The organism is Vibrio sp. 10N.261.51.F11 (assembly GCF_041471665.1).
In the GTDB taxonomy this organism is placed as follows: domain Bacteria; phylum Pseudomonadota; class Gammaproteobacteria; order Enterobacterales; family Vibrionaceae; genus Vibrio; species Vibrio crassostreae_C.
Genome location: NZ_JBFROW010000012.1, coordinates 905 through 1335 on the forward strand (window position 1 = coordinate 905; position 431 = coordinate 1335).

General features: G+C 45.2%; 1 protein-coding gene. It reads left to right on the forward strand.

Going from position 1 to position 431, the window contains the following annotated elements:
* A partial coding sequence (locus tag AB4351_RS04800) for a helix-turn-helix domain-containing protein (RefSeq protein ID WP_372081840.1) occupies nt 1-431 on the forward strand: 431 nt, incomplete at both ends.

Sequence of the window (431 nt, forward strand, 5' to 3'; positions counted from 1 at the left end):
GCTAAGTGCCTTTGTGGTCTTGAAGCCGAAGCTATCCATGAGTATCAATGGCGTCATGTGAAAGAAGCCATGTTGCTCGGTGTTCCTGTTGAACTTTCCGTTCAAACACGAAGAATTAAGTGTCGTGACTGCGGCATAAAAACAGAGTCTCTATCTTGGCTAGAGCCTTATGCTCGCATCACGAAGCGCCTAAAAAGTTATATAGAACAACTACTGCCTCTTCTTCCCATTAAGCATATCTCCCAGTTAACGAGCGTACACTGGCACACCATTAAAGAGATAGATAAACGCCGACTTCGACAAGTTGTACCGTCAGTGAAATGGGAAGAGCTAAGGCAACTCGTCATGGACGAGTTCGCTATCTTTAAAGGACATCGGTATGCCACGGTCATTGCTGACGCTAAGACTCATCAAGTCATTTGGATAGGGTT